The organism is Sphingomonas sp. Leaf30 (assembly GCF_001422525.1).
In the GTDB taxonomy this organism is placed as follows: Bacteria; Pseudomonadota; Alphaproteobacteria; order Sphingomonadales; family Sphingomonadaceae; genus Sphingomonas; species Sphingomonas aerolata.
This window is the reverse complement of the sequence record NZ_LMKZ01000016.1, coordinates 298,541-306,194: the sequence shown is the minus strand read 5'-3', so window position 1 is coordinate 306,194 and position 7,654 is coordinate 298,541. Positions and strand designations below refer to the sequence as shown.

Genomic DNA, 7,654 nt, shown 5'->3' with positions numbered 1-7,654 from the left:
CGAAGATTGAATCAGACCGCCGACACCACTGCAAGGCCGACTTTTTCAACACAATCGCCCACTTGCAGACATTCAAGGCGCATGTGAAGTTAGCGTCGATGGAGGGTGTCTGTGAATGTATCGGCCAGTTCTCGAGCAGCTAATCTCGGACGCTGGCGTCCGGCCCTCTGGGCTCTCCTTGGAGGCTTACTCCTCCTTCCGGCCATCGCGATGGTGTTCACTGACGAGGTGCGTTGGACAGGTGCGGATTTCATTGCGGCTGCCTCCATTTTCGCCGTTGTCGGCTGTGCGATTGAGCTAATTGTTCGGTTCGTTGACCAGTCGGTCTTACGGATGGCTCTCGTTTGTGGAGTCATATTAGCTGCGTTGGCGATCTGGGCCGATGGTGCAATCGGCATCCTCTAGCTTGTGTATCCGGACGGCGACTTTCCACCAATTATTGCCGTTCAGCGGTCAGATGTGTGGAAAACCCGGTCGCAAATACGACTGTACGACAAACAGGTGTTTTGCGACGCCTGGGTGAACCGGCTGGGGCTTAGCGCATCTAAGTCCGTTCGATGTACCGCCCTCCGAATGCAGCTTCAGCGGTGCTGTTTGAATGGGTGCCGTATGGTCCTGTTTGGTTAGGGCTTCAGCCGGACTAGGCGAGGAAATTGACTAAAATTCGATACGCCGTTTTTTTACGTAAAACTGACCAGCCTGAGGCGGTGAGCTAAGGGCATACCCTAAAAGCACTGTGATGAAGACGGACGTTTCGCACCGGCTTGGATCTCGGGCAGGGGGGGGAGCGCGCGGTATCCCGTTAAAGTTCGTGCTATCAATGACACCGTTTCTGCAAGGCTGGTCGTGCGACGGCGTCAGCTAGGTGATCATGCCGTCCGAGGCATGTCGGTTAACGACGCCGTCACTGCCCTGACGTCCTGGATGTCCGATGCCTTCGTAACTGCTGCCATCAGATCGACGTCCGTCAGATCGCGGTGATCGATCCACCATTTGGCGTCAGTGACCCGAAGGCATGCGCTACAGTCGGCGTCGCTGTTTGAGTTGGTTAGCGCTGCGAGCCGCTTGGTCCTGATCGTCGACGCCCATCCGATTTGCCGATCGGTCCCCGCTAGCGGCGGAAGAACAAGGTGTGAGACAGCGGCGCTGCTCAACGCTGCCGCAGCGACCTCCTCAGCCCGCTTTTTCGCAACGAAGCAGTCTCGACAGGTAGTCGTCTTCAGCCACTTGGCCTTACGTTCCTGCTGGCTTTCAAAGCCGGTAAGATGATGAGCCTGCTCATGACCGCAGGCATGAATGATCCGCTGTTCCATGGCATGGATGATGCCCGTTCGTGGTTTGTGCGCAACGCCAATGAGTCAGGTTGAATCAGAATCGCGGCCAGTGGCTGACGACTGAACAGGAATGTCCAGCCAACTAAGCTGGCGCAACGCCGTCAGCGTTCACCAGATTTCGGCCAACCAGTGTGCCGATGAGCCGGACGCGCTTTTCTACCAGATCTACGGGGGTACGATGCAATTCCAGCTCGTAGCGGCCACCGACATCGCGGCGAAGATAGAAGGCTCCGCCATCGCGGACCAACGTGCCTATCTCGTTGATCCGCGTACCAATCGCTATCATCGCTATGTCGTCGCTCCGTTGATGATCATGCAAAATTGCGGGCGATCCTTGGGGCAGCCGATGCTCCTTGGTAGTCCCATGATCCTGCTAATTCATTCCTGACCGGTCTCTAAAGACTGATATTCCGCCGCGCCATTTCAACGAATGCCATATCCCCGATTGGTGAGCGGGGCTCGGCTTTAAAGATGTCAGCCAAATCGAGCAGATCCTCGTTGGAAAGGTCCGCGATCGAGGCTTCGATCTCGGCAAGGCGCCGCACGGCGTGATCGCCGCGATCGGCGACCCGCTTCATTCTTGTCTTGAGCATGCCGCCTTTTATCATAAACGTCGCGGGGGCGGCAGGGGCATTTACGGCCGGTTGGCTGAGGTAATTCGGCCAAAAATGCCTGCTATCTGCAGGCGGAAGAAGCTTCTTTGATGGAGAACCGCACCGCGTTCTGGCAGCAGATTCCAAAGCTGCAGGAACGCACAGCTTCAAAGAGCGAACGGCGCCATCGCGGTGCATGCGGACTGCCCGCATTTGCGGTAAAACTGGTGGAGAGCCGCCCGTCCGCTTTCGGGAAGCGAACGGCGTAGGCAGACGTTCGTTCAGACAGCCGGGCAGGAGGCTGCCCCGTCCGTATCTGGTAGAAGCCGGAACGGCCACTTTTGAGCAGCGACCTAAAGTGAGCGGACGTTCGTTGGCGCAGCTCAGGCGGTGGCTATGGCCCCCACGGAACAGCGTCAGCAAATCTTGCAATTACCGTTGTACCGGAAAATGCCTTCGGCCACTCCGTGCCGAAGGCGATATGAGTCATCGCGTCGCCAAGCTGTGCGCGGGTCAAATAAACCAAGCGCCGGTCAAAACAGGCTTAGCAGCTCCACACGCGGTATCACAGCTTAGGCATCCCAGTTCGATCAACTTATCGCGTCGGCGAAGGCGCGGGGCACCCGGATCACCGTGCCGTGGCGCGCGCTGTCCGGAAAGCGGATGCGCGCCGTTTCGTCCTGCCAATTCACAAAGTCTGTAGTCGACGCCGCGCCGAAATGACCCTTTTCGTAGATGTCGTAATAGACGAGGTACCGGTCATTCAGCCGAATGGCGGTAGGGCCTTCGGTCATGGTGCCCGTAAACGGGGCGCTGACCGAACCGAACGGGCCGGTCGGAGAGGCGGCGGTACGGCTTACCAGCCAGCGCCGCTGTTCGACGTCGTGGGTCTCGTCCTTGTAGATCAGCCGATAGCCGCCACCGTCCAACGGGAGCAGGGTGAAGTCGATCGAGTCCGTACCGGGGTCGAACAAAAGCCTGGTCGGCGTGAATCGCCGGAAGTCCCGCGTCCGGGTATAATATGGCCGCAGCTTCAGCCCGTCGAAGCGCGCGCCGGGCGTTGCGCCGAACCTGCCATCGATGCTGCTCGACCACATGATAACGAACTCGCGCGCCGTTGCGTCATAGGTCATTTCGGGCGCCCAGCTGTTCCGGACACCGTGAAACGCGGTCATCACCGGGATGGTCTGCTGCTTCGACCAGCGGACGAGATCGCGCGACGTGGCATGGCCGATGACCGCGCCGAACCAGTCGCTGGTCCAGACGAGATGCCATAGCCCGTCCGGGCCCTGCGACAGGTGCGGATCGCGCATCAGCCTGTCCTGCCCGATGTCGGGTTTGAGGAAGCCGCGCCCGCCGCCCAGCGCGGTGAACACATAGCCATCGTCGCTGCGCGCGAGCTTCAGCCCATCGCGGCCCTCGTCCTTGTCGGTAAAGTAGCTAAGCAGAAAAACGCTATCGTCGGGCTGCCGTGCAAAGACGGGCAGCGTCGTTCCGACCATGCCTATACCCATGCCCGCCAGAACCGTGCGTCGCGTCAGCTCGTACGTCATGTGCTCTCCTTCTTCGTACACCGGGGCGATCTTGCGCCGTAGGCATCACTTCGGTGCGGTCGGATACCCTACCGTCGCGTCGGTACAAGCGCCTTGCGGATCGGCTCTACCCAACGATCCTTGTTGATGTCGTACAGGATGAAGTCGCTGTCGAACTGCTAATAGGCCCAGGGGAAGCCATGCGCCTCGGCTTCGCGGCGGACGGTCGCGGTGTAACGGGCGCGGGCCTGTCGTAGCGCATCTGACGCGACCAGGCGGTGTTACGGTTGCGGGGCTGCTCAGCAAACTGGATGCCCCCTTCGACTTCGCTCAGGACAGGATTGTCGGTCAGGATCGTGTGGATCCGGTACGGCGCCGCTTTCAGCAGGTGCTTAAGGAACTCCACGCCGTTCGCCTGTCAGCCTTGTCGACGAGCTGGGTGACGGCGAACTTGCTGGTGCGGTCGATGCCGACGAACAGGTAGAGCTTGCCTTCGGCGGTCTGAACCTCGGCGATATCCATGTGGAAGAAGCCGATCGGGTAGCGCTTGAAGCGCTGTCGCTTCGGCTTGTCACCCTCAATGTCCGGCAGACGGGATATGCCATGCCGCTGCAGGCAGCGGTGCAGCGCTAACCGTGTCAGATGCGGGATCGAGGGCTGCAACGCATAGAGGCAATCGTCGAGTGGCAGGAGTGTGTGGCGCCGGAATGCGACAACCGCTGCCTCCTCGGCTTGGCTCAAGGGCGTGGAGTGAGGGGCCTTCGGCCCGGTCTTCAAATCCTCAACCGTCGCCCGCTTCCGCCATTTCGCCACCGTCTTTGGGTTGATCCCGAGCTCTCGGCTCAGCGTCGAGAGCGAAGCTTGCGATCGCTGTATTGCTGCTCGGACAGCGTGCGTGGTCGTGGCGCTCCCGTGACGAACTTGTCCCATATGGCGTCCTTCCATTCCAACGAAAGGATCGCACCATCAAACCGTGGAATCAAACACCTAACAGTCGGTATCCGTTGTTCGATGATGCCGGCCACAATATAAAAGGACGGGCAGGCCGGCGTAGTGCCGAACCTGCCTGAGTGCTCCCCGGTAAGGGGGGGCATCAGAAGTTGAAACGAACGCCCGCCCGGTAAATACGGCCAAGCGTTTCGTAAAGAGCCGGATTGACGTCGAGACCGGTGTTAGTCTGCGGCGACGGAGTCGGATCATTGTCGAAGACGTTGTCGACCTTGCCATACAGGCTGATCTTATCGGTAATGTTGAACGCTGCGCCAAGATCCAGGTAGAAATCGCCCTTCATTCGGTTGGTGTTGACGGTATTGAAGTTACCGGTCGAGACCGGGCAATCCGTCTGGCAGACCACGTAGTTATTGTTGAAAACGCCGTCCGAGAACCAACGCTCCTGCACGGTCAGCGTCAAGCGGCCGCTATCGTAGGTCTGCGTCGCCAGCCACTTCCAGTCCGGGATGGCGCCCGTGTTGGCACCGGCATCATCGCGTCTTGCGACACCGGCAATCCCAGCGTCGACGATGAATTCGCGAACATGCGTGCCGAGCGCGCGTATCGTGAAGGCGCCCGGCAGGCCAAGCGGCCGCTTCCACTGGTAGCTTGCCTCGAGGTTGAAGCCGCTCGTCTTCCACGACGCCAGGTTGAACGGCTGAACGTTGACGAAGTTGGTACCTTGCGCGCCATCCAGTTGGAAGCCACCGCAAAAGGCCTGGTTCCCCTCAAAGCAGAAGCGGACGATTTGATCGGGCGAAAGCGTGGACACGACCCCGTTGAGCTTGATCTGATAATAGTCCACCGACAGACTGAGTCCTGGCAGCCACGACGGGCGCGAGTAGACGACGCCGAGTTCGGTATCGCGCGCGGTTTCGGGCCGGAGGTTCGGGTTGCCAACCGTATTCTGGAAGACCTGTACCGCGACGTTGCGGAACGGATCGTTGAAGCTCGGCAGCGTCGTTACGGTCGGTGCGGCGAACAGCTCCGACAGGTTCGGTGCGCGAACGTCGCGGGACGTGACGGCCCGCAGCGTGAGGCCATCGACCGGCGTGCTCCAGGTGCCGCCGACCTTCCACGCCCAGATGGTGCCCGACGTGCTGTAGTCGGTCACGCGAGCGGCGCCGTTCAGGTTGGCGCGACCGAGCCCGTCGCTGTTCCACAGCGGCAGATTGACCTCGAGAAAACCTTCATAGACGTGGTACTCGCCGGTGCCGTTCTTGTAATTGCCGGCGGCCCAATTGCTGCCCTGCGCCGAGTTCAGCAGCGGATCGGCGGGGTATAGCGCGCTGTTCGGGCTGATGTCGGTCATGCCAGCGCCGTACGCGTCGCCGCGTACCTTGTAGTACTCGCGCCGGTACTCACCGCCGAATGCCACGGACAGGGGACCTGCCCACAGGTCGAACGGTTGCCCGGAGAAGTTGAGGCTCGCCACGTCCTGCTTCAGAGTCGTGCGCTGCAGCGGGCCTGCCTGGGGCATGATGTAGTCGAGCGCCGCCTGACTGGGTGCGAAATTGCCGAAGATGTTGATCGGCTGACAGCCGAGGGCACGGGCAGCCGGATCAGCGCAGACGACGGCGCCATTCAGCACCACCGCATTGGTCGCGGCGACGTAGCGCGGCTGAAGCACGATACGATCAACGTCGATGGCGACTTTGGTCGTGCCGTGCTGATAGTAAGCGTCATAGTTCCAGTTGGATTTGCCAAGGTTGAACGCCCCCTTGGCGCCAATGACGAAGCGGTACTGGTCGCGATCGGTCTGGACGAGCTGGTTCGGAAGCTGGCCGTTGCTCGTGCCGAAGTTGAAGGAGGTGATCCCGGCGGCCGAGCACCGATCGCGGATGAGCTGCGGCAGGAACGGGTTGGCGCATTGTACCGTCAGGTTGGGACGGTTGTATCCTGGGCTCGGCTGGTTGTTGGTGCGGACCTGCGCGATGTTGACGGTGCCGTAGATCTCGCTGTTCGGAGCGAATTCGTAACCGATCCGGCCATAGCCGTTGATGCGCTCTAGCTGGGATTTCAGCGACGCGCTCGAACCTGGTGCGCCAGACAAGTCGCCGCCGACACAGAAGGCGTTGCCCGGATAGCAGTTTGATACGCGTCCGTTGCCGAGCGGTCTACCGCCTGACCCGTAGTGGAAGTTGACCGGCGTGCCGTTCGCGTCGAACGCAATGCCCTGGAGCGGACCGTTGTTGATCAGGCCGTACTTCGCATACTGGTACGGCTGCGCGAAATCGGCATAGGTAAATTGCGGTCCAGGTCCGCTGGTGATCCCGGAATTGAGCAGTGTCGAGGCGCGGTGCCAATCGCGGCTGCCGGCGAGATCTGTGCCGTAACTGCCCGGGCCCACGCCGCCTTCATGGTCGTATTCGCCACTAACGATCAGGTGCAGGCGATCGCCGAACAGCGACGTACCATAGGCCGCCTGGACGAGCGCTGTCTCGTCGTCACCATAGTTGGTGATGCTGCCGAGGACGTTGCCCTTGAAGCCCTTGAAGCGGGTATCGGTGATGAAGTTGACCACGCCGCCGACCGCGTCCGAGCCGTAGGACGCCGACGCACCGCCGTTGACGATGTCGACGCGCTTCACAAGAAGCTGCGGGAACATGCTGATGTCTGGCACGCCGGTCACGTTTGCGCCGACGACGCGCTGGCCGTCGAGCAGGGTCAGCGTGCGGATCGGCTGGAGCCCGCGTAGCGAGAAGGAGCTGAGCCCCTGCGTGCCGCTGGAGGTGCTGAAGGTACCGGTTGACGCGCCAGTCGAACCCTGAAGCGACGGCAACTGTTGGATGGTGTTAAATATGTTCGGCTGCGCGTTATTAGCGATCTGTTCCGCACCGATGACGGTAGTGGGCGTCGGTGCATTGAACCCGTTGGCGACGATGCGGCTGCCGGTGACCGTGATCTCGGACGTGTCCTCCGCCTGAGTCTGAACGGGCTCGGCTGGAAGCGTGGCCGGGGCCTGCTGCAGCGCGGCTGTCGCGACCTTCGATGTAGTCTGCGCGAATGCCGGCGACGCGACAAGCGTGAAGGCCAGGGCAAACAGGCTTGGCGCGTTGCCGAGGCGGCAGCGATCAGACGAGAAGCGGTACATCATCCATCCCCCAAGATTTATGCTGATCGGTACGTCGCCTGCACGGGCCCGCACTCTTGGATTGGCGGTAGCGGATAGCCGCCGGGTCGACATCTACGACCTTAGTCGCAG

4 protein-coding genes and 1 pseudogene are annotated in these 7,654 nt (G+C 60.8%); 1 reads left to right on the top strand and 4 read right to left on the bottom strand.

Annotated elements, in window-relative coordinates:
* Positions 1–1,404 precede the first annotated feature (1,404 nt).
* Entirely contained in the window at positions 1,405–1,722 is a 318-nt protein-coding gene (locus tag ASE89_RS21610) for a hypothetical protein (RefSeq protein ID WP_031439398.1), read from the top strand.
* Between the two features lie 7 nt (positions 1,723–1,729).
* On the opposite strand, the gene ASE89_RS21270 is transcribed toward ASE89_RS21610, so the two are convergent.
* From ASE89_RS21270 to ASE89_RS13100, 4 genes and pseudogenes are all read right to left on the bottom strand, one after another.
* The gene (locus ASE89_RS21270; protein ID WP_236701782.1) at positions 1,730–2,125 is read right to left on the bottom strand and encodes a hypothetical protein; all 396 of its coding nucleotides are present in this window, start codon (positions 2,123–2,125) and stop codon (positions 1,730–1,732) included.
* 392 nt (positions 2,126–2,517) lie between these two features.
* Complete coding sequence (locus ASE89_RS13110; protein WP_056678452.1) at positions 2,518–3,480, bottom strand: glycoside hydrolase family 43 protein; 963 nt, start codon at positions 3,478–3,480, stop codon at positions 2,518–2,520.
* A 262-nt stretch (positions 3,481–3,742) separates the two neighbouring features.
* A pseudogene (locus ASE89_RS13105) lies at positions 3,743–4,389 on the bottom strand (IS481 family transposase); the annotation flags it as partial.
* Between the two features lie 163 nt (positions 4,390–4,552).
* Positions 4,553–7,543: a TonB-dependent receptor plug domain-containing protein gene (locus tag ASE89_RS13100; RefSeq protein WP_443024347.1), complete on the bottom strand. Its 2,991-nt coding sequence runs from the start codon at positions 7,541–7,543 to the stop codon at positions 4,553–4,555.
* Between the last annotated feature and the right edge of the window lie 111 nt (positions 7,544–7,654).